Raw genomic sequence first — 23,300 nt, 5'->3', positions numbered from 1 at the left:
TGGGAATGCTATCAAGCTTGAACGGACTTTTTTCGGGGGACTCATAATTTAACTCGGGTTTCTTGTGGGGATATTTTGGTTTCATCGTTGTAGTAGGCGACGAACCACGCCACCCCCTTCTCAGTGGATTCCTTGGAGCGGAGGAGGAGTAGGGGGGCGATGGTGATGGAGATGAGGAGGTGATAGTGGGTGTCGTAATACCACGCGATCCACCAGTAGGCGCAGATCGCCAGCAACGTCTCGACGATGGCGAGAACGGTGGGTTCCCCCTTGGCGATGGATTCGTCGGTGGATATCCAGCGTATTTTCATGGCAGTCGGGATTAGACATGATTTAAAAGGAGCCAAAATAAAATATAGAGTTGTTTGTCTTCCCTGGCAAGCGGGATCTGGTCCATCGGGGGGGCAAGGGCAATGGTGGGGTGGGGGGGAATGGGCTAAGATGGGGCTTGGTAGCGGTTTTTGGCGGGCTCAACCTTTAAAACGGGGAATCGACATCCATGGACACCAACATTCCCCTCGCCATCATCATTTTGATTGGGATCTACTGGTATTTCAGCATGAAAGCCAGGGAGCGGGCTTTGAGGGTGGCGAAAGGAACCTGCCAGGAGATGGAAGCGGAGCTGCTGGACGATACCGTCGCCATCACCCATCTACGGCTGAAGCGAGACCCCGGAGGACAGCTGCGGGTGCGGCGGATTTATGAATTCAACTATATTCTCAACCATCCCACCCCCCGCACCGGCACCATCATCCTGCTGGGGGAGCAGGTGGAAGCGGTGTTGGTGGATACCAAAAGCGCCATCCACTGAGTGAATAGGGGAGGGGGCTGGAGCAAAATCAATCAAAAAGTGGTGGTGGTGGTGTCCTTGGAAAAATCGATATAGCTGATGGAAACCAGAGAGAGCACCACGTCAAAAAGTTCGTCGATAATCTGCAACGACTTGAGAAATCCCTTCTTGCCCTTGGAGTTTTTCCGCAAGCGATCATTCAGCTCCCGCTTTAAAATCGACGCCCCATGGTGGATATAGAGAATATTGACCTGCTTGTCGGCATGCTTGCGGCCTACTTCAATCTGCCGATCAATAAATGCTTCGATAGCGACATCGTTCTTTTCCGTAAAGAGCGCCTCCAGCCAGAGAATGATCGCTTCGCGCAGCTTGGGGCGGAAATTTTGATCGGCAAAAAACTCGCTCAACTCCGCCTCTTTTTCCAATTCGTCCAACAACTCATCCACCACCTCCGGTGCACTGGGAATCAAAAGCAGGCCGATGCGGCGAAACCGGTCGCGGGTTTTGCGGTTGTTGTGCCTGGCGAGTTTGTCTTTGACCAGCTCTTTGATCTCCATCACTGCCACCCTTTCACGCTATCGCACAAATATCAGCCCTGTTGATCCATGGCTGGACGCAATAATCGATTATATCTCATTTTCCGGTTTCAAATCCCGCTCCATCAACTCCGTCACCACCGATTTGGGGGTGCGGCCCTCGTGGACAATGGCATAGACCGCCGCCGTAATCGGCATCTCCACCCCCAGCTTTTGGGCTAGATGGTGCACACTGTAGGTGGTTTTGACCCCCTCCGCCACCTCCCGGGAGCCCTTCTGAATCTCCTCCAGGCTCTCCCCCTTACCCAAACGCTTTCCCACGGTGCGGTTGCGGCTGAGGTCGGTCGTGGCGGTCAGGAGCAGATCCCCCAACCCCGATAGCCCCGAAAAAGTCTCAGGACACGCTCCCAAGCGAACCCCCAAGCGAATGATTTCACTCAACCCCCGGGTGATGAGCGCCGCCCGGGCGCTGGAACCCAACCCCAAGCCATCGCTGATGCCGGCAGCCAGGGCAATGACATTTTTAAGCGCCCCGCCCAACTCCACCCCCACCACATCCTCGGTGCTGTAGGTGCGGAAAAAGGGGGTTGAAAAAAGCGCCTGGATTTGCTTCACCCGAGCGATATTCTGCCCGGCAATGGCCACCGCCGTGGGATGGCGCAAAATCACCTCCCGGGCAAAAGAGGGGCCGGAAAGATAGCAGGTGCCCAAACCCCGTTCCGGGCCTAACACTTCCTCATAAATTTGGGAAATCAGCGTGAGTGTCGCCACCTCGACCCCCTTGGAGGCGGACACCAATATCACCTCCGGACCCACCAACGGGGCAATTTTTTGCAGCACCCCCCGGGTAAACTGGGTGGGAATCACCATCACCAAAATATCGTGGCTGGAAGCGACCTTTTCCAGATCGGTCTCGGCCTGGATGTTTTCCGGCAGGGGCAGGTCGGAAATATAGACCGGATTTTTGTGGGTCTGGTTGATTCCGTCCGCCACCTCCTGCTCCAGACACCAGAGGGTCACCGTCGGACATTTGCTGGCCAAAACGCTCGCCAGGGCCGTCCCCCACGATCCCGCGCCAATCACCGCAACCCGGGGGTTGTCAGCGGTGGCACCCCCTCCATTCATGTTGGTTTCACTGGATGTACTCATTGTTTCCCTGACTTCCTTTTTTGCTATCGAGTCCCTGCCATCAAGCCCCGAATCAGGCCGTTCACGGGATCGGATAGACCTTCAACTGCAAATGTCGGCCACCGGCCACCGGGGTCGGGCATTCAACACCCTATCACTTCGCTCCCCCCGGGCCAAACGCCATAAACCCGCCGTAGCGATCATGGCACCATTGTCGGTACATAGATCCAGGGGGGGGAAGGAGACCCGAACCCCTTCCTTGGTGGCCGCTACTTGGAGTTTATCCCGCAAGCGTCGATTCGCCCCCACCCCGCCAGCCACCAAAAGCTGCTGACACCCAGTCCCGCGACAGGCCGCCAGCGCCTTGAAGATGAGGGTGTCCACAATCGCTTCCTGATAGCTCGCCGCCACATCCCGCCGCCGCTGTTCACTCCGGAGATTTTCTTCATCCTTCAAAACATGGGAGCGCAGGGAGGTTTTGAGCCCGGAAAAGGAAAAATCAAAGCGGGTTTTATCCAGCAGCACCCTGGGAAAACGCACCGCCGCCACATCCCCCCCCCGGGCTAACCCGGCAATCTGCGGCCCCCCGGGATAACCCAGGCCCAACATCCGCGCACCCTTGTCAAACGCCTCCCCCACGGCATCGTCCCGGGTCTGACCCAAAAAACGATATTGTCCAAAACCCGCCGCATGCAAAAGGGTGGTATGGCCCCCGGAAACCAGCAACGCCACGAAAGGAAATCCCATCGCCGCCTCATCACCGGTTTGCAGAAAGGGGCTCATGAGATGCCCTTCCATATGGTGGATGCCGATCAACGGGCAGCCAAGCCCCATGGCCAACCCCTTGGCTGTAGAGAGCCCCACCAACAGCGCCCCCACCAACCCGGGGCCACAAGTAACCGCCACCCCGTCGAGATCTTGGGGAGTGATCCCGGCATCGGCCAGGGCTTGGGTCACCACCGGGTGGATGTTTTGGATGTGCGCCCGGCTGGCCAGCTCCGGCACCACCCCGCCATACTCCGCATGAATCGACACCTGGGCGTGGACCACGTTGGAGCGCAGGAGGATCTTCCCTCCTGGAGTGCCATCCCCTTCCACCACCGCCGCAGCGGTTTCATCACAGCTTGATTCCACACCCAAAACCCGCATGGTCTTGTCCCCGGCTCCCTCCTGGGCTTATCCTGCCTGCTACAAAGTGGGGCAGTGTAACCCCTTTTGCCTTTTCCCTAAACAGCCAAACATCCCCCAAGCTTCCCTAAAGCGGCTTGTTGGAGACAAAGTGCCTATATCTGTTGGAGAGGATGACATGGAAACCTTGCGAATCGGTACCCGAGGCAGCGCCTTGGCCTTGTGGCAGGCCAACTGGGTTAAATCCCGCCTTTTGGAATTGAACCCGGAACTGACGGTGGAGCTTGTCATCATCAAAACCAAGGGGGATAAAATTCTCGATGTGCCTCTGGCCAAGGTGGGGGGCAAGGGGCTCTTCGTGAAGGAGTTGGAAGAGGCGATGCTTGATGGCCGGGCCGATATTGCCGTCCACTCCATGAAAGATGTCCCGGCGGAGTTTCCCGAAGGTTTGACCCTGGGGCCGATTCTGGAACGGGCGGATCCCAGGGATGTGTTTCTATCCACCACCCATGATTCCATCCAGGCCCTTCCCCAAGGGGCCAAGGTGGGCTCCTCTTCCCTGCGTCGCCAGAGCCAGCTGTTAAACCAGCGCCCGGATCTGCAGGTGATTCCTTTGCGGGGCAACGTCAACACCCGCATCGGCAAGCTGGTGGCGGGGGAGTTTGACGGCATCATTCTGGCCGCCGCCGGGGTGATTCGCCTGGAGATGACCGAACATGTGAAGGAATATCTCGATCCCACCGTCATGATTCCCGCCAACGGCCAGGGGGCGGTAGGTATCGAGCTGCGGGTGAACGACCCCCGGGTGGAAAAATTGATCGCCCCCCTGGATCACCCCGAAACCCGCATTCGGGTGTTGGCGGAGCGGAGCTTTTTGGCGACCCTGGAGGGGGGATGTCAGGTACCCATCGCCGGTTATGCCACCCTGGCTGATGGCCGACTGAAATTGGTAGGGCGGGTGGCGAGCCTGGATGGCAAGCGCTATGTCACCCTGGAGCGGGAAGGGCAGGCCGACGATCAGGCTGCGGTTGTGCTGGGTAAACAGCTGGGGGAGGCGCTGCTTTCTGGTGGAGGGCGGGAAATTCTGGCGGAAATCATGCCGGAGATTTCCTAAGGTTGGTGCGGTGTCATGTCTCCGATGATCCCCCCCAGCCAGATCGACCTCACAGGCCGCACCCTCCTCATCACCCGGCCCCAGCCGGAAGGGGGGGAAACAGCCAAAACCGTGGCAGCGTGCGGGGGGCGTGCCCTGCTGGCCCCGGCGCTGACCATTGAGCCCCCCCGGGATCCCAACCCCCTCAAAAGGGTGATGGCTGATTTAAACGGCTATCAGGGGATTCTTCTGACCAGCGCCAACGGTGCCCGGGCTTTTTTAGAGCATCGACCCATCGATAGACCACTGCCCCCCCTCTATGCCGTGGGTCCCAAGACCGCACGCATTCTCCAAAAAGCCGGACTCCCGGTCACCACCCCTTCCCGTCCCATGGATGGGGAGCGGTTGGCCCGGGCGATTCTGGATTGGAATGGGGGAGGGGGGCGGTTTCTCTTTTTGCGGGCGGAAAAAGGCCGGGAAGAGTTGATCTCGGAGCTGGAAGGGGGGGGTGCACAGGTGGATCTGGTGGTGGGCTATCGGGCCGAGCCCATCCGGGAAATCCCAGAGGGGGTGTTGCAGGCGCTGCTGGGGGGAGAGGTGGATGGGGTGGCTTTTTTCAGTAGTCGCTCGGTGGCGGCCTTTGTCGAGGTGTTGCCAGAAGCGGGAAAAGAGGCCCTGGCCAACACAACCCTTGCTGCCATCAGTGCTATCACTGGCAAAGCGATGACCAAGCTCGGCTTCACCCCCAGGGTGGTGCCGGAAAAACCCACTGCCGAGGATCTGCTCCAGGCGTTGGCGGATTATTGGCAATCGAGGGGCTGATCATCCCAGGAACGCTCGGTTGTTCTGCTGGGCAAGAGACGCCAGGCAACCCGTGTCATCCGTGCTGGATCGGGTGATCAACAGCAGTGGCATCCATCAAGACGATAGTCGTTCCATGCAAAGGTGGGACAGGCTCTTCTAACGCGTCATCCCCGCGTAGGCGGGGATCCAGAAAGTCCAGGACGAATATTTCCAGATTCTGCGTTACTTTCAGCCCATGGCAGGCGTCTTGAAGGGGTAAAGTTTCTTTTGGGTGCAAACTTTACCTCCCCTGGATTCCCGCATTCGCGGGAATGACGTCTCAAGGGAGGGTGTGTCTGATTTTTGGTTGGAATGGCTGTATAAGTCATAGATCCATCCTGTACTTCTGGATGGATCTACCCTGACCGGGTGGATCAGCCAGCGGAGCGGAAGAGAACGCCCAGGGGATCGCTCATACCCACTTCCCGCCCCAAACCAATGACACCGTTCCCCTCCAAAACCCGTTCATCCCGGTGGATGAAGCTTTTTTCACCCTCTTCGGAGATCACATAGGTGCCGTTGGTGGATTGATCCACCACAAAAATCCGGCCCCGGCGATATTCCACTTTGGTGTGGAGCCGGGAGGCCATGGAGTCGGGGACGATAAAGTTGTTTTTCTTGCCCCGGCCCAGGGTAATGGAGGGCATGCTTTCCTCCACTTCGATGGATTGTCCCTGGAACTGAATGGTCGCGCTCACCTTGGGGGCGGCCAAGTCAGCGGCAGTAAGCCCCCCGCCCATCACCGTCAGGTCATCTTCCTCACCCCAGGTGATTTCGCAAATTTGTACCGGCTTGGCTTTGCCTTTGACCGTGGTGGTGATCAACACCCGGCTGCTGCCCCGATGCATGGGGTTCATCCGCTCCAGGGTCTCCCCGGTGGTGATGATCTGGTCGGCTTTGGCCTGGGCAGCCATGCGGGCGGCCAGATTGACCGCGTCACCAAAGACATCTCCCCCTTCCTTGATGACATCACCGAAGTGAAATCCCACCCGGATGGCCAGGGCAATGCCCATATCTTCAGCCTGGGACTCCACATCCTCCTGCATGCGCACCGCAGCGTCACCTGCCAGATCAGCGCTGGGGAAGGTGCACATCACCTCGTCGCCGATGGTTTTGATGACCTGCCCCTGGCACTCCTGGGTAATTCGGCTCATCAGCTGGATACACTGGGAGGTGACCTCCCGGGCTCTGGCATCACCGATGGTTTCGTAAAGCTTGGTGCTGCCAGCTATATCCGCAAACATGATGGACAGTTGGGTCTGCTCTCTCATTGGATTCCTCCGATTGCCCCCGCATAGTGAGAGACTATGCCGGGATCCAAAAACTGAAACTGAAAAATTCGGCTTATTTGACCGAAAATCCCAAAATCGCTGTAATATTGTCTTTGCCGCCGGCCTCTCTGGCCGCCTTGATCAGTAGATCAATGCTGGCATCGAGATTGTCGGCAGTGACCTTGGAGAGAATTTCTCCGATTTTTTTATCATCTATCATGCCGCTCAGGCCGTCGGAACAGAGCAGCACCACATCCCCTTTGAGAAGATCCTGAAAACGTACATCCGGGCGGACCTTTTGGGCGGGGCCCATGGCCTGCAACAGAATGTTTTGGGCGGGGGGGCGACCTTTGCCACCAAAATTGATCCACTGCTGATACATGGAGTGGTCCTGGGTGACCTGCAACAGACGCTTTTGCCGATAGAGGTAGAAGCGGCTGTCGCCTACGTGAAAGACCACCTGGGTCTCGGAAAACTCCGGAAACCAGAGCCCCACCACCGTGGTGCCCATGCCCATGCCTTCGGGATAGCCTTTTTCCCAGTTGGCGTTATTGATGGAGGAGTTGGCCCGATTGACCGCAGCCGAGACGGTATCTACCAGGGGATTGGGAATATCGTCCAGGGTGGGTTCTTCATCGTCATCGTCACACTCAGCGGGCTGGTTTCGGGCAGCTGGCGGATCTTTTTTTTCAGCGATGAAGGTGTTCAGGGATTCCTGGATGGAGTCGATCACCTGGGCACTGGCCACTTCTCCAGCATCGTGTCCGCCCATGCCGTCTGCCACCACCAGCAGGCCCAGCTCCTCGTCGATTCGGAAACTGTCCTCGTTCAAGGTGCGCACCAAGCCTACATCGGAGCACCCCACTACCCGCAAGCGATCTGCGATATGTTGGACCATTGAAGAGTTCTTCCCAAAAAAATGGGGGGACGACAGTCCCTCGGAATTGAACGATATACCAAGTTATGGTAGAGTCCGCCACCCTGCCAAGGGACAATATTGTATTTTGGAGGGATGAGATCTTTTGCATCCCGAAAATGAAGCGTTGGGACAGGGGGTGGAAAGGGCTTTTTTAATGGCTCTATCCAAGGTTTTCCTGCCAATCCACACTTCGTGTAACCAGAATGACAACCCCTTTTTCAAGCATGATCCCATGGGCCGGATGGCCGAATCAATGCCGCTCATGAATCATTTGGAACAGCGTTTCGACCATGGACCATCCCGAATAACCATGGACCATTCCGAATAACACCCGATCAGCCAATTTGAGGTCAGCCGCCCATGTCCACCGATGTCATGATCAACCGGCCCCGCCGGCTACGAAAAAACCCGGCCATCCGCCGAATGGTCCGGGAAACCCGCCTGACACCCCGGGATCTGATCTATCCCCTTTTTATCGTGCCAGGGGAAAATATTCGCCATCCCGTCACATCCATGCCTGGAGTATATCAACTTTCCGTAGACCAGGCCATCCCTCTGGCCCGGGAAGCGCAGGAAATGGGCTTGGGGGGAATTATTCTGTTTGGCATTCCCGAGGGCAAGGATGCCACCGGCAGTGATGCCCTGGCTTCTGAGGGAATTGTTCAACAGGCGATCCGGGGGATCAAGGCAGCACTGCCGGATCTTTATGTCATTGCCGATACCTGTTTTTGCGAATATACCGACCACGCCCACTGTGGGGTGATTCGGGACGGGGATGTGGACAACGACGCCACCTTGAAGCTTTTGGGTCAGGCCGCCGTGACCCAGGCCGAGGCAGGGGTGGATATGGTCGCCCCTTCAGGGATGATGGACGGCATGGTGGGAGCCATCCGAGCCGCCCTGGACCAGGCGGGCTACCAGGATATTCCCATCCTCTCCTATGCGGTCAAATATGCCTCCGCCTATTATGGTCCTTTCCGGGATGCAGCGGATAATACCCCCAGCTTTGGGGATCGCCGCAGCTACCAGATGGATCCCGCCAATCGCCGGGAGGCCCTGCGGGAAGCGGCTCTGGATGTGGCCCAGGGGGCGGATATGCTGATGGTCAAACCGGGTTTGAGCTATATGGATATCATCCGGGAGGTGAGAGACCATTTCGACCTGCCCCTGGCGGTCTACAACGTCAGCGGGGAGTATGCCATGGTCAAGGCTGCCGCCGAAAAAGGCTGGATCGACGAGGAGCGGGTGGTGCTGGAAACCCTGACCAGCTTCAAACGGGCTGGCGCCGACCTGATTCTCACCTATCACGCTCTGGAAGCGGCACGCCTGCTTTCCAAGCAGCAGGATTGATGTAATGGTAATTGATTTTCCTCCAAACCAGGGAATGGTATGAGCGACCCAACGATCTTTGAAACAGCCCCCAAATCCGCAGAGAGTCCCAAGGAGGGGACGATCCTGGAATCGGCGGCTTCTGTTGAAAATTCCGAATCAGCGGCACTTGCTGAAAACAGCCCGGGTGAGACAGCCTCCCCGAAAAAAACCTATCGCGCCCTGGGGCTGCTTTCCGGTGGTCTGGACTCCATCCTCGCCACCCGCCTGCTCATGGAGCAGGGGATCGAAGTGGAGTGCGTCAACTTTCACACCGGCTTCTGTATCCAGACCCACACCGGGGCTATCCGCAACCCCAAACCCGGCAAACCCCCGCCCCGCCACGACGCCCTCTATGCCGCCGAGCAGCTGGGCGTCAAGCTCCACATGGTGGATATCTCCGAGGTCTATGTGGAGATCGTTACCAACCCCAAATATGGCTATGGTAAAAACTTGAACCCGTGCCTGGATTGTAAAATCTTCATGGTCAAAAAGGCCTGGGAGATGAAAGAGTCCATGGGGTTTGATTTTCTCTTTACCGGGGAGGTGGTGGGGGAGCGGCCCATGAGCCAGCGCCGGGACACCATGCCCCTGATCGAACGGGAAGCGGGGGTCACCGGCTGGCTGCTGCGCCCCCTGACGGCCCTGACCCTGCCGGAAACCGAGCCGGAAAAACGGGGTTGGGTGGATCGTGCCCGGCTGAAACACATCACCGGCCGCTCCCGCAAGCCCCAGATGGCCCTGGCCGCTGACTTGGGTATCGAAGAGTATCCCTCACCTGCCGGGGGGTGCTGCTTTCTCACCGACGAAAACTATGCCCGCCGCCTTCAGGATCTTTGGGACAGCCGAGGTACCAAACGCTACACCCTGGATGATATTGTCCTCCTGAAGGCGGGCCGCCATGTGCGTCCCTCTCCAGACTATAAGGTGATCGTGGGGCGGGACCGTTCGGAAAACAATTTTCTCTCCGGCTTTCGCAAAGGGCGTTGGCTGCTTCAGGTGCAAGGGATGCCCGGTCCGTTGGCTCTGGTGGAAGGGGAGCCCGGGGAAGAGGGGCTTAAGTTGGCTTGTCGCCTGGTAGCCCGCTTTGGCAAAGGGCGCGACCTTCCCGAGGTGGCGGTTTCAGCGGAAGGCCCCGATGGTCGGGAGATATATAAAGTGGCTCCCATGAGCGCCATGGAAGTGCAAGAGTCATGGTATGTCTAAGGGGGATCGATGTCCTTGGTTTTGACGGATTCCGGCAGCGACTACTTAGTGCTGAAGCTCTCAATCAATCAGTGACCCCTTAAAACCTTTTCACCTTTATTCTTAGGAAAACGCCCATGGAACCCGATGCCTTATGCCAAAAATTGGCGGCCTGGTTCAGAAAATATAGCCAGGAGGATCCTTTTACCTTTGGTGAAGCCCATCTGTTGACCGATCGCTCCGAAGGGGATGTGCTGATTGTCCTGGGCAGGCTGGATGAGGCGGATCTTTTTGCCGTGGATGAGGAGCAGTGGGAAGGCACCACCTACGACGCCCCGGTGACCTGGCTTTGGAAGCAGCTGGCCGATGGGGTGGCGGACGACTGGCTTCGGCATATCTATGAAACCGAATTTTATGACAAGAAGCGCAAAATGTTGATGGCGCTTTTGGAGCTTGCAGAGCTGGTTGAGGGCAACGGCTATCACCTGGACTGGGAGCCTGAAAGCGAAGAGGAGATGCGCACGGTGATTGTTATTAATCGCACCTCCCGGAACGAATCCCAAGAAGCCGACCGGTGGCGGGGACTGCTGGATTAGGGGTGCTGCTGTTTTCCTGGGGAACCAAAGAATAAGCCAAGGGTCACAAAGGTGGTGAATGGCGTGGGTAGAGCCCCTCCGATTTTTCTGCCGACATCTCATCCTTGGATGAGTTTTGCGATCCACCCCTCTGGTGGGATATCCAAAACCGGGCAACCATTCACTTAACGGATCAACATTGTGTCCAAGGAACCTTCTCATCCCCCCGTCATCAGCGAGGAGGTGGACGCCCGGCGCCTGCTCTGCCCCATGCCGATTTTACGTACCGAAGCCGCCATGGCCACTCTCAAGCCGGGAGAGCTTCTCCAGGTGCGGGCTTCTGACCCCGGTATCACCCGGGATCTCCCCTCCTGGTGCCGCATCCATGGACACACACTGCTCTCCCTGGACCAATTGGCTCCCAGGGAGTGGTTGGGAATGATTCAAAAAGGAAACGATCAATGAGTGAAGCTGTCGCCATCACCAAGGAAGAACGCTACCAAGCCGCCCAAAAAGCCACCCTCATCGGGGTGGTGGTCAACGTCATTCTTTCCATCGCCAAAATTGTCGCCGGTATCGTGGGACACTCTGCCGCCATGTTGGCCGACGGTATCCATTCCGCTTCGGATCTGGTCTCTGACGGGGTGGTGCTTTTGGGAATGCGTATGGCCCGGGAGGAGGCGGATGAGGATCATCCCTATGGTCACGGCAAGTTTGAAACCCTGGCGACGCTTTTTATCGCGGTGGCGCTCCTGGGGGTCTCCCTGGGGATTGTTTTGGATGCGGTGGACCGCATGCAGGAGCCCACCCTGGAAGTGCCGACGATGATCGCTCTTGTGGCGGCGATTTTCTCCCTGCTCTGCAAGGAGGGGCTGTTTCAATACACCATTAAAGTGGGGGAGCGCCTGAACGCCAAGGCCCTGATCGCCAACGCCTGGCACCATCGCTCCGATGCCATCTCTTCCCTCGCGGCCCTGGCGGGGATTGCCGGGGCGATGCTGGGCTGGCCTTTGGCTGATTCCGCAGCAGCCATTGCGGTCTCTTTTATTCTAGCCAAAGTGGGGTTTGAATTTTTGCAGGAGGCGGTCAAGGAGCTGACCGACTCTTCCTCGGCCATCGATGAAGAGGTACGCAAAAAGATCAGTGAGTTGGTGGATAGCATTCCCGATGTCCGCTCCGCCCATTTTTTGAAGGCGAGACGTTTGGGGCCGGATATCCTGGTGGATGTACATGTGGTGGTCAATCCCCTGCTCTCGGTCTCCGAAGGCCACCATATTGCCGACAAGGTGCAAAATACCCTGACTGATGAGGTGGATGGCATCAACGAGGTGCTGGTTCATGTGGATGTGGAGGATGATCAGAAGGGGGGGAGCTTGCGCGTGCTGGATCTGCCCAACCGCAAAGAGGTGCAGGAGAGCATCTATCGGGTGGTCCATGGTGGCGGGGATTTTATGGGGGTTTCGGGATATACCGCCCACTATCTGCCGGAAGGGTTGCAGCTGGAACTCAGACTGGCGCCTATGCCGGGTCAGCCCCTGGAGGCGTTACAGACCGCAGCTGAAGAGATTTCCAAAAAACTCAAAGCGGATATCCACAACTGCATCGAGGTGGCGATTTTTATCGGCTTGACCGAACAAAAGCAGATGGCCTGATCTTGATTTCAGGCCATGCTCATCCTGGCAAAGATGGAAATCCGGGAATGGCCCCGTTGCCCTGAAGTCAGCGTGAACCATCCGTTGGGTTTGGGCTTCTGGGCAACGTGAACGTATAGGGAATATGTGGGATGGGGTGAGCTACGCGAACCGCATCGTTCGGGCTTACCGTATCTTGCGAATTGGTCTTGAGCTTGGCAACCAAACCTGGAGCAAGCCGGGTCATCAGGAACCAAGTGGGGTCGTCAGGAATCCTTCTTGGTGTCGGAGACGTAGGAGACCACCCGGTTGCGCCCTTCCTCTTTGGCTTGATAGAGGGCGATGTCGGCAAATTTGAGAACGGCCCAAAAGTCGGGTCCGTCCGAGGGAAAACGGGCGACGCCGATGGAAACGGTTTTTTCCAGGGTGGCGCCCGGCACCTGAATTTTCAGATCTTCTACCGCCTGGCGGATTTTTTCGGCCATCTTGATGCCTGAATAGCCTTCCCCCTCTTGCAGTACGATCAAAAACTCTTCTCCCCCATAGCGCACCACCAGATCCGAGGTGCGCACCTGGCGGCCCAAGGTTCCCGCAAAGGCCTTGAGGACCGTATCCCCGGCGTCGTGGCCGTAGGTGTCGTTGACCTGTTTGAAATGGTCCAGATCAAGCATCAGGATGGAGAGTTTGTTTTTCTTGCGCTTGGTGGTGGCGACCAGGGTTTCGACATACTCCTCCAGGAAGCGGCGATTGTGCAGGCCGGTGAGGGCATCCCGCAGGGCGGACTCCCGCAGGGTGTCCATCAACCGTTTGGCTTCCACTACCGATGCGGATTCTCGCAGATAGATCTGGATAAAGGGTACCATCAACTGCACCAGCCGGGCATGCTCCTCAGAGACTACCAGCTGTACCACCGAACCCACCATGCCCGAGTGGAGAACAGGCAGACAGATGTGTTTGATTTGCGGGTCATTCGGGGGTGCTAAAAATTGATTGCAGATGTGGGGGCTTTCCACCGAGTCGATCACATGCCCGGTGCGTTGGGCACGGCAGGCACCAGCCTGATAGAGAATCGCCTGATTGCACCAACGGCAGTGGGAGTTTTCCTCACCATCCACCAGAATCGGCTTCATGTGGTTTTTGCTGGAGGCGACCTCATAGATGGAATAGTTTTGGATGCTGAACTTGTCCTGCATGATACGGGCAATCCGGTTGTAGACCTCAAGCTTGGACTGGTCTTCCTCGATGGATTGCTTGAACTGGGCCACTTCCACCAGAAGATCGACCATTTCGGTGGTGGAGGTGAGCAGGTTGGTGTTGCCGGTGAGCTCGTATTGAATCAATCTCGCCACATCCCGGCTGACGCTGCCCAGATTTTCCTGGAGATATTCCATCAGCCGATTCAAGTCTCTGGCGATCTCGCCCACTTCATCCTGGCTGTGATGGATGACTCGGCCACTGAAATCACCATCTTTGGCCCTGGAAACCGCTTTTTGCATCTCCACGGCGGTTTCCACGACGGGTGTCACCTGACGGCGGAAAAAAAACGTAAAAAGGGTGCTGAAAACCACCACCAACAGGCTCATCAGAGCGATGGTGGTGAGGGCCTGGGTTTTGAGAGGGGCCATGGAGAGATGGATGGTGATCGCCCCCAGAACCGTGCCGTTGCCCACTTCATGACACTCCAGACAGTTTGGGGTGCCACGCTTGTGCGCCACAAAGGGGATGGTGCCGCGGAATACCGGGTTGGAGCCTTCCTGCACCATGCCGAAATAGGGGATGCCCGTCGCCAGAACCTCTTTTTCCAGATCGTCCTGCACCACTTCGTGGCTCAACCCTTCACCAAACTGGTTGTTGACCTCTTTGGAGCGTAATACCCGGGCATCCAGCAGGCCGTCCACTTCGGCCAAGCGGGTGAGAAACTGTTCCCGTTGATCGATGGAGCCGTTGATCATCGACTCCGTGAGGCTCACCCGGACTATTTCGGCGGAGGCCCGCACATGCTCCTTGGCAGTGGCCAGAGAAAATTGGCGAAAGGCAATGAGGCTTACGGCGATCAGCAGTGCGATCATCGCGCCTGAAAAGGAGAGGGTGAGAAGGGTGGTTTTACCTTGCAGTTTCATTGTTATATGAGTGGTTCAAGTGGTCTCTTTTTTCAAGTTTTTTTGTCGAATATGCGCAAATAGTTACAATTTGACAAAATTGGGTGTTGGTTGGAAATTTTTTTCATCTTTTTTGATTTATGGCAAAATAATCAAAATTAATCAATCTTATTTCCTCGACCCATCCAGGAAAGCGGTGTCGAGACCCAGGATGCGTGCAGCCTGGCGGGCGTGAAGACGCTCTAAAAGTTCGCCATCCATCAGGCAGATCTCTTCGCCCCTGGCTTGCGCTGCCTGCCAACTTTCCAGCACCCGTCGGGCTTTGTCGATCTCTTCAGGGGTGGGCTGAAAGGCCAGATTGGCGGGTTCCACCTGACTGGGGTGAATCACGCTTTTGCCGTCAAACCCCAGAGTCGCTCCCTCCCGGCACTGGGCGGCGAATCCTTCTGGATTTTTCAGATCCACAAACACCCCATCCACCACCGGAATGTCGGCGGCTCGGGCGGCGAGAATGGTTTGTTGCAGGGCAAAGTGCAGGGGAGCGCGGTTGATGCCGGGTTTTAATCGCAACGCCGAGGTGAGATCAGAGGTGCCCATCACCAGGCAGGCCGTTCGGGGATGGTCGGCGATGGCCGGGGCGTTTTGCACCCCCCGAGGGGATTCAATCATGGCCCAAATGGGGGTTGGGTGTGGGTGCCCGACTTGGGTTTCCAGTGTGGCCAAGTGTGCTGTCAATTGTTCAATCGCTTCGATACCATCCACTTTGGAGAGCACGATGGCATCGGGTTTTCCGGGCAAAACCCCTTCGACATCCTTTTGCCAGAGGGGGGTATCGATGGCGTTGATGCGAACGGTGCGGACCATCTGCTCCGGGGGGATTTTTTGGAGAGATGTCAGAATATGGGATCGGGCTTGGGCTTTGGCATCCGGGGCGACGGAATCTTCCAGATCCAGGATCGCCCCATCCGCTCCCAAAGCGGGGAGTTTGCCCAGTGCCCGGGGGTTGGAGCCGGGGACGTAGAGGAGGGAGCGCAAAAGATTCATGAAGGCTGCAACCAAGAGGCTTTGACGTAGCTGATCCAAGCTGGCAGCTTTGTTCCCCTGGTCGAAATTATTTCAGGCCAAGGTTTAGCGACACTCCCAGATCAAGACACTTCCAATCTACTGGAATCGACCGCCCATATGCCACGCAAAAAATCATCCCGATCCTTGAACCACCGTCAACGGGAACGCATCCGTAAAATTCAGCAGCAGCGGGTGGATCGGTTGAGTGAAAAACGCACCCAAGAGTTGGATCAGATTCTGGATGGCCAATTGGGAGAGGAGGAAGAGGGGCTGGTGATTGCCCACTACGGGCTGAACGTGGAGGTGTCGGATGCCCAAGGAACCCGTTTTCGCTGTGCGGTACGGGAGACGGTCCCGGAAAATCCGGTGTGTGGGGATCGGGTGGTGTGGCAGCGGGGGGAGCGGTCCCAGGGAGTGGTGGTAGCCTTGCATGCCCGGCGTTCGGTGTTGCGGCGACCAGCGGCCTATCAGCGCTTGCAGACCTTGGCGGCCAACGTGGAGCGGATGGTGGTGATCACCTCGGCGGATCAGTTCAACCCGGGATTGGTGGATCGTTATCTGGTGGCGGCGGGGGTGACCGGGATATCTCCGATCATTGTGGTCAACAAGGTGGATCTGCCCCACGATGCCGAGGCTTTGACTGTGGCGATTATGCCCTATCAACGCATGGGATATGCCCTTTTTCAGGTCTCGGCCCTGGAAAAACGCGGGTTGAATGAGCTAAAGGCGGCTTTGGGGGGGCATATTGCGGTGTTTGTGGGTCATTCCGGGGTGGGTAAGTCTTCGCTCATTTCATTTTGGGAGGCGTGCCATACGATTAAAGTGGGAGAGGTTAACCCCGAAACCGGCAAGGGACGCCATACCACCACCGTGGCCCGGCTCTATCCTTTTCCCGAGGGGGGTGGTTTGATCGACTCCCCGGGGATTCGGACGTTTGGCTTGCATGGGGTGAGCCGGGAGGAGGTGCCCCACCATTTCAAGGATATCGCCCCCCATTTGGGCCGTTGCCGCTTTTCCAACTGCAGCCACCTCCATGAGCCGGGCTGTGGGGTGAGTGCGGCGGTCGAAGCCGGGGAGATCCATCCCCCCCGCCTGGAAAGTCTCCACCGAATCCTCGATTCCCTGCCGAAGTGATTTTTTGCAGTTGACGCCCACTCTCTGGGAATCTACTCTGCCCCCACTTCGCCACAAGCGCGTATGCACCCGTAGCTCAGCTGGATAGAGCAACTGGCTACGAACCAGTAGGTCGGGCGTTCGAATCGCTCCGGGTGCGCCAAACAAAATCAAGCACTTAGCCTTTTGGGTTAAGTGCTTTTTTTGTGGGAAAAGTTCAGAGATGGGGGTTGGGGTTCCCTCTGGGGTTCCCTTTGAGTTTGGTGAAAGGTGGAACATGTGTAAACGGCCACTTGCTTTGGCATTTTTGGTCATTTGGTTTGGCATGAAAAACCACGAAAACTGATTTTTTCTTTGTTTGGTTCTGGAGAGGATTGCTGGGGGGTGGGTCGGGTGGTTTGGCGTGGGGCCGGTGCGGTTTGCGTACCGGCCCCGTTTTGTTTTTGGGGTGGGGGCTGGGAGGGGTTAGGGGGTGGTTAGGGCAGTTGAGAGAGAGCGGAACGCATACGCCGCAGCCAGAGGGACCACCCCGTTGCCGAGCATGTGATATCGGTCCAGCCGTCCGGCCAGCCCATCAGCATCTCGACGAATCGCGGGTTGCAGATGAGGGGACTCTCGGAGTAATTCACCCCAGGCTTCAAGGTCATCCGGAGCGGGAGGGAAGAGAGGGTTGTCTTCGAGGGTTTCCCCGGCTTCAGGTTCGCTGCCTGACTCCACAGCCACAGCATCATCCATGCAACTGACGTCTTGTCTATCCCGCACTGGAAAGCCCCTCTCACCATCCGCCAGCCCTCCCCGCTCATCTCGATGTCCGGCCAGTTGCCTGACTGCCGCACTGTTGGCGTGGGCCAGAATGAAAAGTCTTGCCCGCCCGTGGCTCGCGCCGACTTCAGACGCCGCGAAAAGTCCCGCTGCAACCCGGTAGCCCAGCCCTTGAAGGTCTCGGCAGACCTCATGGAAGCCGAGGGTAAGATGGCCTCGGACGTTTTCAAGAAAGACGGCTGGTGGCCTCGCTTCTCCGATAACCCGGGCGACGTCGGGCCAGAGGTGTCTGGGGTCTTCATTGCCCTTGCGCAGGCCTGAATAGGTAAACGGCTGACAGGGATATCCGGCAGTGAGGATATCCACCTTTCCGCACCACGGTTGGCCGTTGAAGGACTTAAGATCAGACCAGATAGGAGCCTGAGCCAGGGTCTGTTCTTCCATCCTCGCCACGAGATTGGCCGCAGCTCGTGCGTCCCGCTCGACCCAGCAAACAGTTTGGTATCCGGGTGGAGCGATGTGGAGCCCGAGATCAAGGCCCCCAGCTCCGGAGCAGAGGGAGAGACCTTGGTATCGTTGGTGGTCAGGACTGATTTTGGGATGTAGAGCCACACGAGCATTCCTTTTTTTCTGGGTGCTCGGGGCGCTCATTTTGGGAGCTCGTGGCCCTCTTGGTGGTTACCGATTTACAGCGGGAGCATTTGATTTCCAGGCTGTACGATTCGCCCCCGGCTCTTCCCAGGAGCTTGTTGCATCCATAACAGCGCACCTCTTTCATCATCACCCCCCCCGCATCATTCAGACCACGCCGCCAGAGCGGCACGATAGAGGGACTTTGCCTGGCGGCGGGTGGTGGCGTTTTCGATGTCGGGCTTGGCCGCCTGGCAGATGGTCCAGATATCCGCCGTGGCGGCCTTGAGGGTAGCAGCCTCAGCTGGCTCCAGGAGTCCGCAGGCGTCCAGCAGGCGCTGCTTTCCAGTGAACGCCTCTTGCATTTTCGCCAGTGCCTTGGCTTCCAGCCTGGTGGCGAGCGCTGCTTTGACATCAGCCAGGGGCTTGGGCTTGCTTTTGCGGGTGGCGGTGGCTGATGCGGGGCGGGTGTAGGTTTCGTCGTTGCCGTCGGCATCTTTGATCGGCTCGCCTTTTTCATCCCTTTTGACCACCTCTTCCATCATCACCGTCACAGCCAAGCCCCCCAGAGCCTCCAACTCTGGGTCATGGGGGTCTTCGGTCAGCTGGACAGGCACGACCGTGTGACCATCCAGGATTGAAAATGGCTCTGTCAGAGCGGGGGTTGCGGCATGCTGGGTGGTGGGCGGTCTCAGCTTGGTCATCTGCCGCTTCAGCTCGGGCTCGCTCCACTCCCACACCTCTGATGCTGGCTGGTTTTGGGGGTCGATGATGATGACTTTTTGCGACATGATATCCTCCTATACATATTCAGTTGAGGCGGGCAGGCTGGGGGCTTCCCCGGTGATCCGGCCATCCTGGACAAAGGCTTTATTTCCCACGCTGACGCTGGTTCCCTGGGCGGTAAACTCCCGGCTGGACGCGTCGGTGAGAGTGCTGGTGCCATCGGCGTTGTGGGCGTCTACCGTGCCCACCACCAGGCGGGTTTTGGGGAAGAGGGATTTTAGCTTTGCGTAGGCGTTGCTCATGTATAAACCCTCTCAATAGTGAGCGTCTGGGAGACAGTGAGAGCACCCCCGCCACCCACCCCAGCCGATACCGACACCCCCGACACCTGCCCCCGCCAGGTCTCCAGGGGCTCCTCAATCTCCACCAGCTCCCCCGGCAGTCTCAGCCCCGGTTCTGCCGGGTTCGTAGCCAGCGGCATGGTGCGGGTATAGATCGACCGGTCGTAGCCGTCTTGGTCCAGGATCGAGCGGGCGCGGTCTCTGGCTACCGTGGTGTTCAGGATCAGGGGATCCACCACGCTGGGAGCGTGGGTGATGCCTGGGGCTCCGGATCGCAGTGCCGTCACCAGCACCCCTTGATCCTGGCCCGATACCACCACTGCGTCATAGCCGGGGCCGGGGCTCCAGCTCTCCGACTGGCTGAAAAGGGTGGCGTCGGACAGGGTGGCGGCAGGAGAGGTTGTCGCCCACTCCTTGGGGCTCACGGGATAGCGGTGCTGGACGATCAGGGATGGGTCACTCCGGTGGGTCTGCACCACGCCACCACACGCCTGGGCGATGGTGGTGATGATCTGCATCGATGACTGATCTGTGACCGAAAAAAGATCTGCCGGGATACTCCAGTCGGTGATATGCCACTCTTCTGCCCAGCCGCTCCCGGAAAGCTCCCCGGCCACGATCTGGCGGGCGGAAAGCAAGCCCCACTGGCGGGTCTGAAGGGGGGCGTATGGTGCCGCCAGTTGGCAGGAGGGGGAGCGGCCTGAGATCTGCCAGCCCCCAGCGGCAAAAGAGCGATCCTGCCGGATCTCCTCCACCAACATTCGCCAGCTGTAGCCGTTTATCGAAAGCTCCACCTCCACCGGGCCGGATGCGGTGGGCCGCACCAAATCCATACCACCCCTGGACGCCAGAGTGGCGGAGATGCGCCAGCACCAGGAATCCAGATCGATGGCGGCGGAGCCTCGCAGCAAGGGTATGTTTTGTTGGGTATCCACCCGGGTGAGTGTCAGATCAGGCATTCTGATGATGCTCCCGTAGAGGCCGCGCCAGACCAAGCGGACCGGGCGGACGATGTGGGGGGGGATTTTCCAGGGGGTGGAGATCTTTCGATGGGCCGGGGAGCGCTCCACCCAGAGGATCACCACCGACCGATCCAGGGGGGTGGCTGGATGCCAGGGGGTGGTCACTGGTCGATCTTTGGCGGGTGGGATTTCCCACGGCATCACCGTCTTTCGATCCCTCGGGGTGGTGACCTCCCATGGGGTGGTGATAGGGATCGGCGTGACGATGCTGGCCGGAGACCAGGGGATATCCACCCCTCGATCCCTGGGGGTGGTGGTGTCCCAGAGGGTGGTGATGGGGATCGGCGTGACGATGCTGGCCGGAGCCCAGGGGATATCCAGCCTTTGATCCCTGGGAAGAGTAGATTCCCACACCACATCCACGGATCGGGGGGTGACGGGGGTTGCCGGGGACCAGGTGACAGTCGCCCCTCGATCCCTGGGGGTGGGGGTTTCCCATGCCACCTCCATGGACCGGGGGATGGCGGGGGCCGCTGGGGACCACGGGAGCCCGACCGCTCTCTTGATGGCAGTCATCAGGCATCCTCATCGCCCCGCATCTCAATGGTGGCGGAGTCGCTGGATACCGCATTGGTTCCAGCCGCCACGATCCGCGCCACCCAGATGGGAGCGGCGGCATCATCTGTATTGATTCTCAAGGCGTGGCCATATTGGATGCCGGAGCCGGGCCAGCCAGCTGCCGCCAGGGTAAAATAGGGGGTGGAGGTTTGGGAATTGTTGGGGCTGCAATCGGTGGATGTATCGCCTGTGCCAATCAGACCCTCCCGCTCCGAGTGGATCTCAAAATCGGTGGCGGATGTAAATTTGACGCTCCACCGATCAGCCGTGCCGCCGTTGTTTTGGATGGTGAGGGGGTGGCCGGTAAAATCGTAGGTCCAGCCCGATGGCGTGCCGGGGGTGTCGGACCAGGTGCCATCCCACGATTCCAGGCTCCACTGATCGATCATGCGGGCCTGGAGATCTCCAAGCTGTAGCACCGGGGAGACGGTGGCGGCGGTGGTGTAGGTGTTGGTGGTGACCCCTCCCAGGGTAAGGGTGTCGCCGGAGATGTCGGAGATCAGCAGCAAATCCTCGGCAGCCCCTTCCCGGATCAACGCCACGCCGCCAGAATGAAAAATCCCTACCTTACCATCAGCTGGAAGCGCCTGGGTGTCGAGCCCCAGGATTTCGGGATCGGGGGTGACGGTGGTCTCGTAGCTATAGTGCAGGACCAGGGAGGTCTCCTGGATATTCTCACTGAATGTGGGGTTGATATAGCCGGTGGCGTAGTCGATAGAACCGCTGCCATCCCCAGTAAGAGAGCCGGAGCCGTTGTCATTCAGGGTAAGGGTGGAGCTGTCTGAGGCTGCTGTGGCGATCACCTGGAGAGATCCGGACGAAAGGGGGTTGCCCTGGCTGCGGAGCTGGTGGGAGTCGGTGTGTTCTCCGGCGGATCGGTAGGTGTACTCTCTCGCTATCACGTCGGTGGCGGCGTCGGGGGTGTGGGCGGTGAGGGCGATATCGCCGGTGGTGTAGCTGATCGTGCCGGAGTCAGAGCCAGTGCCGGTGAGGAGATCCCGCTCGGTGTAGAGCTTACCATCCCCACCATCCCACAGGGTGACGGTGGCGGTGGATTCGGTCAGCTCGATGGATGCCGATCCGGAGAGGGGAGCATTGGTCAGGGTGAAGGCGGTAGTGGGGCCTGTGCCCAGCGTCTCATCCTGAACATCCTGAGTATAAAAGCCAGTCCGCCACCGATAGAGAATCTCAGCGCCGTAGTCTGGAGCGCCAGCGGTGGTGAGGGAACAAGCGCCGGTGGTGTAGTCGATGGTCCCCGCACCATCTCCGGTGAGGATCCCGGCCTCATCATCGGTGACCCTCTTCCACACCTCCCCCTGGCGATAGTCGATCACGATGGAACCCGGGGTGATCTGGGCTGGAGAAAGGGTGGGCGTGTAAAGGGAGGAGGTGGTGGCGGTCTCGCTATGGGTGCGGGTCACCCCTGCCGCTGTCGGGGTGCGGTGAAAGCGGAGCCAGGCCACATCCCCATCACCGCCCGGGGAAAAATCTTTTTCCAGATCCAGCTGGCCGGTGGCATAACTGATGGTGCCGATGATCGTGTTGCCTGCCTCACCAGCGCTGGAGGTGGAAATGCCCCCCGCGCCATCGTCGGCTATTTCCACCCACAGCAGCCCCCCCCACTCGATACGAGCGGTGAGCGTGCCGGGGCGAACGGGAGCGGCCTGGGTATACAGGGTGGCGGATGCGTCCGCGCCAGGCCAGACGGCATCCTGCAATCCATCCCACAACACCGCCAACTCATGATCTTCGGCGGCCTCATCCCACGGAGCCTCCCCGGTGACAGACTGGGAGCCAATGCTGCCTGGGGCAACCGGCTGCCGGGTTTCGGTTACCTGGATCTGGGAGGCTCCGGCGCTGACGCCTGCCGCCAGGGTGGTGACCCCGTAAGCGCGCCAGGATGGATCAGCACCGGTGATGCGGGGTTTGCAGGCGCTGGTATAGCTGTTTTCCAGGGGTCGAGCGAGACCGAGAACGGTATATTCGTACTGGGACAGCATTCCATATTTGACGATTTCCACAGAGGTGATGCGCACATATTCGCTTAACCCCCCATCCTCCAGATAGAGCACATCATCCACTTGCAGGTAGTCATGGCCGAGGATGATGGAGACTGATTGGGAGCCGGATGGCATTGTGCCTTTCAGGACGGCATCATCTTCCAGGTAGTCGCCGGGCAACCAGTAGGACTCGATATAGGTCCGGCAGTCATCCCGGGTATCATCATCCCCGCCGGTATAAAACAGCATCACCCCCACCCCGACATCATCCGGCGCATCGATCAGGACCGCATGGGCTCCCAGATAGGTGTCGTCATTGCTGGAGCGGACTGAGAGAAAAACTTTTTCCAGCGCCACATCGGAATAAACACGGTCCATCCTGGAGACATCGGGAAAAAGATTGTTGGCCGCCCCATCCACCACTTCCGTGGTCCCCACATATCCCCCGGCGGTGGCGTCCTGGCCGGTGGTGAGGGCGCGGTAGAGTTTGATATCGGTCGTTTGGATTGTCATTTGA

General features: G+C 58.4%; 22 protein-coding genes, 1 tRNA gene and 1 pseudogene. 10 read left to right on the top strand and 14 right to left on the bottom strand.

Annotation, left to right across the window (positions count from 1 at the left end; genetic code table 11):
* Positions 1-41: 41 nt before the first annotated feature.
* On the bottom strand, positions 42-311 hold the full coding sequence (locus HQL52_04045; GenBank protein ID MBF0368608.1) for a hypothetical protein: 270 nt from the start codon (positions 309-311) through the stop codon (positions 42-44).
* Between the two features lie 188 nt (positions 312-499).
* Between HQL52_04045 and HQL52_04040 the strand changes: the two genes are divergently transcribed.
* Positions 500-811 (top strand): DUF3301 domain-containing protein, encoded by a 312-nt coding sequence (locus tag HQL52_04040; protein ID MBF0368607.1) that lies wholly within the window; start codon positions 500-502, stop codon positions 809-811.
* 32 nt (positions 812-843) lie between these two features.
* Here the strand turns inward: HQL52_04040 and HQL52_04035 are convergent, their stop codons facing one another.
* From HQL52_04035 to tsaD, 3 genes are all read right to left on the bottom strand, one after another.
* Positions 844-1,347: a hypothetical protein gene (locus HQL52_04035; protein ID MBF0368606.1), complete on the bottom strand. Its 504-nt coding sequence runs from the start codon at positions 1,345-1,347 to the stop codon at positions 844-846.
* A 69-nt stretch (positions 1,348-1,416) separates the two neighbouring features.
* Positions 1,417-2,451, bottom strand: coding sequence for an NAD(P)-dependent glycerol-3-phosphate dehydrogenase (locus HQL52_04030; protein ID MBF0368605.1), 1,035 nt, complete (start codon positions 2,449-2,451; stop codon positions 1,417-1,419).
* 105 nt (positions 2,452-2,556) lie between these two features.
* On the bottom strand, positions 2,557-3,603 hold the full coding sequence (gene tsaD, locus HQL52_04025; GenBank protein ID MBF0368604.1) for a tRNA (adenosine(37)-N6)-threonylcarbamoyltransferase complex transferase subunit TsaD: 1,047 nt from the start codon (positions 3,601-3,603) through the stop codon (positions 2,557-2,559).
* Positions 3,604-3,760: 157 nt separating this feature from the next.
* Between tsaD and hemC the strand changes: the two genes are divergently transcribed.
* Both hemC and HQL52_04015 read left to right on the top strand, forming a co-directional pair.
* On the top strand, positions 3,761-4,696 hold the full coding sequence (hemC, locus tag HQL52_04020) for a hydroxymethylbilane synthase (protein ID MBF0368603.1): 936 nt from the start codon (positions 3,761-3,763) through the stop codon (positions 4,694-4,696).
* A 15-nt stretch (positions 4,697-4,711) separates the two neighbouring features.
* Positions 4,712-5,497, top strand: coding sequence for a uroporphyrinogen-III synthase (locus HQL52_04015; GenBank protein ID MBF0368602.1), 786 nt, complete (start codon positions 4,712-4,714; stop codon positions 5,495-5,497).
* A 395-nt stretch (positions 5,498-5,892) separates the two neighbouring features.
* Here the strand turns inward: HQL52_04015 and HQL52_04010 are convergent, their stop codons facing one another.
* Positions 5,893-6,789 carry an adenylate/guanylate cyclase domain-containing protein gene (locus HQL52_04010; protein ID MBF0368601.1) on the bottom strand — a complete coding sequence of 299 codons (897 nt, stop codon included), beginning with the start codon at positions 6,787-6,789 and terminating at the stop codon, positions 5,893-5,895.
* Positions 6,790-6,862: 73 nt separating this feature from the next.
* Complete coding sequence (locus HQL52_04005; GenBank protein MBF0368600.1) at positions 6,863-7,687, bottom strand: serine/threonine-protein phosphatase; 825 nt, start codon at positions 7,685-7,687, stop codon at positions 6,863-6,865.
* 381 nt (positions 7,688-8,068) lie between these two features.
* Between HQL52_04005 and hemB the strand changes: the two genes are divergently transcribed.
* From hemB to HQL52_03980, 5 genes are all read left to right on the top strand, one after another.
* A complete protein-coding gene (gene hemB / locus HQL52_04000; protein MBF0368599.1) occupies positions 8,069-9,058 on the top strand; it encodes a porphobilinogen synthase in 990 nt (329 codons plus the stop codon).
* A gap of 39 nt (positions 9,059-9,097) precedes the next feature.
* The gene (locus tag HQL52_03995; protein ID MBF0368598.1) at positions 9,098-10,282 is read left to right on the top strand and encodes a tRNA (5-methylaminomethyl-2-thiouridylate)-methyltransferase; all 1,185 of its coding nucleotides are present in this window, start codon (positions 9,098-9,100) and stop codon (positions 10,280-10,282) included.
* Positions 10,283-10,398: 116 nt separating this feature from the next.
* Positions 10,399-10,857 carry a hypothetical protein gene (locus tag HQL52_03990; protein MBF0368597.1) on the top strand — a complete coding sequence of 153 codons (459 nt, stop codon included), beginning with the start codon at positions 10,399-10,401 and terminating at the stop codon, positions 10,855-10,857.
* A gap of 249 nt (positions 10,858-11,106) precedes the next feature.
* Positions 11,107-11,301 carry a sulfurtransferase TusA family protein gene (locus tag HQL52_03985; protein ID MBF0368596.1) on the top strand — a complete coding sequence of 65 codons (195 nt, stop codon included), beginning with the start codon at positions 11,107-11,109 and terminating at the stop codon, positions 11,299-11,301.
* Positions 11,298-12,488 carry a cation transporter gene (locus HQL52_03980; protein ID MBF0368595.1) on the top strand — a complete coding sequence of 397 codons (1,191 nt, stop codon included), beginning with the start codon at positions 11,298-11,300 and terminating at the stop codon, positions 12,486-12,488. Before HQL52_03985 ends, HQL52_03980 begins: the two co-directional genes overlap by 4 nt.
* A gap of 245 nt (positions 12,489-12,733) precedes the next feature.
* Here HQL52_03980 and HQL52_03975 read toward each other — a convergent pair whose 3' ends face one another.
* Both HQL52_03975 and HQL52_03970 read right to left on the bottom strand, forming a co-directional pair.
* Positions 12,734-14,587 (bottom strand): diguanylate cyclase, encoded by a 1,854-nt coding sequence (locus HQL52_03975; GenBank protein ID MBF0368594.1) that lies wholly within the window; start codon positions 14,585-14,587, stop codon positions 12,734-12,736.
* Between the two features lie 147 nt (positions 14,588-14,734).
* Positions 14,735-15,610: a CoA ester lyase gene (locus HQL52_03970; GenBank protein MBF0368593.1), complete on the bottom strand. Its 876-nt coding sequence runs from the start codon at positions 15,608-15,610 to the stop codon at positions 14,735-14,737.
* A gap of 138 nt (positions 15,611-15,748) precedes the next feature.
* Between HQL52_03970 and rsgA the strand changes: the two genes are divergently transcribed.
* Together rsgA and HQL52_03960 are read left to right on the top strand one after the other, a co-directional pair.
* Entirely contained in the window at positions 15,749-16,765 is a 1,017-nt protein-coding gene (gene rsgA / locus HQL52_03965) for a ribosome small subunit-dependent GTPase A (protein ID MBF0368592.1), read from the top strand.
* A 65-nt stretch (positions 16,766-16,830) separates the two neighbouring features.
* Positions 16,831-16,907: transfer RNA gene (locus tag HQL52_03960), tRNA-Arg, on the top strand.
* Positions 16,908-17,587: 680 nt separating this feature from the next.
* Here HQL52_03960 and HQL52_03955 read toward each other — a convergent pair.
* From HQL52_03955 to HQL52_03930, 6 genes and pseudogenes are all read right to left on the bottom strand, one after another.
* Positions 17,588-18,157 (bottom strand): annotated as a pseudogene (locus HQL52_03955) (DNA cytosine methyltransferase).
* Complete coding sequence (locus HQL52_03950) at positions 18,090-18,287, bottom strand: Com family DNA-binding transcriptional regulator (GenBank protein ID MBF0368591.1); 198 nt, start codon at positions 18,285-18,287, stop codon at positions 18,090-18,092. Before HQL52_03950 ends, HQL52_03955 begins: the two are co-directional and overlap by 68 nt.
* Positions 18,288-18,300: 13 nt before the next feature.
* Positions 18,301-18,927 carry a hypothetical protein gene (locus HQL52_03945; GenBank protein MBF0368590.1) on the bottom strand — a complete coding sequence of 209 codons (627 nt, stop codon included), beginning with the start codon at positions 18,925-18,927 and terminating at the stop codon, positions 18,301-18,303.
* Between the two features lie 9 nt (positions 18,928-18,936).
* Positions 18,937-19,164, bottom strand: coding sequence for a hypothetical protein (locus tag HQL52_03940; GenBank protein MBF0368589.1), 228 nt, complete (start codon positions 19,162-19,164; stop codon positions 18,937-18,939).
* Positions 19,161-20,741 carry a hypothetical protein gene (locus HQL52_03935; GenBank protein MBF0368588.1) on the bottom strand — a complete coding sequence of 527 codons (1,581 nt, stop codon included), beginning with the start codon at positions 20,739-20,741 and terminating at the stop codon, positions 19,161-19,163. Before HQL52_03935 ends, HQL52_03940 begins: the two co-directional genes overlap by 4 nt.
* A complete protein-coding gene (locus HQL52_03930; GenBank protein ID MBF0368587.1) occupies positions 20,741-23,296 on the bottom strand; it encodes a hypothetical protein in 2,556 nt (851 codons plus the stop codon). The genes HQL52_03935 and HQL52_03930 overlap by 1 nt, the downstream gene beginning before the upstream one ends.
* Between the last annotated feature and the right edge of the window lie 4 nt (positions 23,297-23,300).

The organism is Magnetococcales bacterium (assembly GCA_015232395.1).
Taxonomy (GTDB): domain Bacteria; phylum Pseudomonadota; class Magnetococcia; order Magnetococcales; family JADFZT01; genus JADFZT01.
This window is presented reverse-complemented; position numbering and strand designations above follow the sequence as displayed.

What these genes read in the sequence shown, in the direction of transcription:
- HQL52_04045 (MBF0368608.1), bottom strand. Translation starts at nt 311, where the DNA reads ATGAAAATACGCTGGATATCCACCGACGAATCCATCGCCAAGGGGGAA.
- HQL52_04040 (MBF0368607.1), top strand. Translation starts at nt 500, where the DNA reads ATGGACACCAACATTCCCCTCGCCATCATCATTTTGATTGGGATCTAC.
- HQL52_04035 (MBF0368606.1), bottom strand. Translation starts at nt 1,347, where the DNA reads ATGGAGATCAAAGAGCTGGTCAAAGACAAACTCGCCAGGCACAACAAC.
- HQL52_04030 (MBF0368605.1), bottom strand. Translation starts at nt 2,451, where the DNA reads ATGAATGGAGGGGGTGCCACCGCTGACAACCCCCGGGTTGCGGTGATT.
- tsaD (MBF0368604.1), bottom strand. Translation starts at nt 3,603, where the DNA reads ATGCGGGTTTTGGGTGTGGAATCAAGCTGTGATGAAACCGCTGCGGCG.
- hemC (MBF0368603.1), top strand. Translation starts at nt 3,761, where the DNA reads ATGGAAACCTTGCGAATCGGTACCCGAGGCAGCGCCTTGGCCTTGTGG.
- HQL52_04015 (MBF0368602.1), top strand. Translation starts at nt 4,712, where the DNA reads ATGTCTCCGATGATCCCCCCCAGCCAGATCGACCTCACAGGCCGCACC.
- HQL52_04010 (MBF0368601.1), bottom strand. Translation starts at nt 6,789, where the DNA reads ATGAGAGAGCAGACCCAACTGTCCATCATGTTTGCGGATATAGCTGGC.
- HQL52_04005 (MBF0368600.1), bottom strand. Translation starts at nt 7,687, where the DNA reads ATGGTCCAACATATCGCAGATCGCTTGCGGGTAGTGGGGTGCTCCGAT.
- hemB (MBF0368599.1), top strand. Translation starts at nt 8,069, where the DNA reads ATGTCCACCGATGTCATGATCAACCGGCCCCGCCGGCTACGAAAAAAC.
- HQL52_03995 (MBF0368598.1), top strand. Translation starts at nt 9,098, where the DNA reads ATGAGCGACCCAACGATCTTTGAAACAGCCCCCAAATCCGCAGAGAGT.
- HQL52_03990 (MBF0368597.1), top strand. Translation starts at nt 10,399, where the DNA reads ATGGAACCCGATGCCTTATGCCAAAAATTGGCGGCCTGGTTCAGAAAA.
- HQL52_03985 (MBF0368596.1), top strand. Translation starts at nt 11,107, where the DNA reads ATGCCGATTTTACGTACCGAAGCCGCCATGGCCACTCTCAAGCCGGGA.
- HQL52_03980 (MBF0368595.1), top strand. Translation starts at nt 11,298, where the DNA reads ATGAGTGAAGCTGTCGCCATCACCAAGGAAGAACGCTACCAAGCCGCC.
- HQL52_03975 (MBF0368594.1), bottom strand. Translation starts at nt 14,587, where the DNA reads ATGAAACTGCAAGGTAAAACCACCCTTCTCACCCTCTCCTTTTCAGGC.
- HQL52_03970 (MBF0368593.1), bottom strand. Translation starts at nt 15,610, where the DNA reads ATGAATCTTTTGCGCTCCCTCCTCTACGTCCCCGGCTCCAACCCCCGG.
- rsgA (MBF0368592.1), top strand. Translation starts at nt 15,749, where the DNA reads ATGCCACGCAAAAAATCATCCCGATCCTTGAACCACCGTCAACGGGAA.
- HQL52_03950 (MBF0368591.1), bottom strand. Translation starts at nt 18,287, where the DNA reads ATGATGAAAGAGGTGCGCTGTTATGGATGCAACAAGCTCCTGGGAAGA.
- HQL52_03945 (MBF0368590.1), bottom strand. Translation starts at nt 18,927, where the DNA reads ATGTCGCAAAAAGTCATCATCATCGACCCCCAAAACCAGCCAGCATCA.
- HQL52_03940 (MBF0368589.1), bottom strand. Translation starts at nt 19,164, where the DNA reads ATGAGCAACGCCTACGCAAAGCTAAAATCCCTCTTCCCCAAAACCCGC.
- HQL52_03935 (MBF0368588.1), bottom strand. Translation starts at nt 20,741, where the DNA reads ATGACTGCCATCAAGAGAGCGGTCGGGCTCCCGTGGTCCCCAGCGGCC.
- HQL52_03930 (MBF0368587.1), bottom strand. Translation starts at nt 23,296, where the DNA reads ATGACAATCCAAACGACCGATATCAAACTCTACCGCGCCCTCACCACC.